This window comes from Frankia sp. Hr75.2 (assembly GCF_949319125.1).
GTDB lineage: Bacteria > Actinomycetota > Actinomycetes > Frankiales > Frankiaceae > Parafrankia > Parafrankia soli.
On record NZ_CASGGV010000254.1, the window covers coordinates 1 to 346 of the forward strand.

At 62.7% G+C, this 346-nt stretch carries 1 protein-coding gene; it reads left to right on the plus strand.

Going from position 1 to position 346, the window contains the following annotated elements; translation table 11 throughout:
- Positions 1 to 36: 36 nt before the first annotated feature.
- A partial coding sequence (locus AC559T_RS17540) for an alpha/beta hydrolase domain-containing protein (RefSeq protein ID WP_498869423.1) occupies positions 37 to 346 on the plus strand: 310 nt, incomplete at its 3' end.

A 346-nucleotide genomic window follows, 5' to 3' on the forward strand; every position in this document is an offset into this window, starting at 1 on the left:
GATGAACATCGATGGAAACCGACGGAGGCTTCACGGATGCCAAGTGAGAATGTCGCCAGAAGGCGCAAGTTTTCACCGGGTCGACACGTCTCGGCTTTCGCCTTCGTACTCGGCATCGCCATATTCGGATCGGCATGTTCCGACGGGTCGGAGCCGATCCCGGAAACGTCGCCGACGGCACAGCCACGGCCCGCGGGACCGGTCGCCGACTTACACGAACTAAGCGGCGGTAACGGTGTCAGCATGGGTTCCCCGACGAAGGTCGACCTGACGGGCACCGGCTACGTCGAGAACGAGTACGCCGCATCAGGGACAGCGACCTCGTACGACCCGCAAGGTGCGCTAG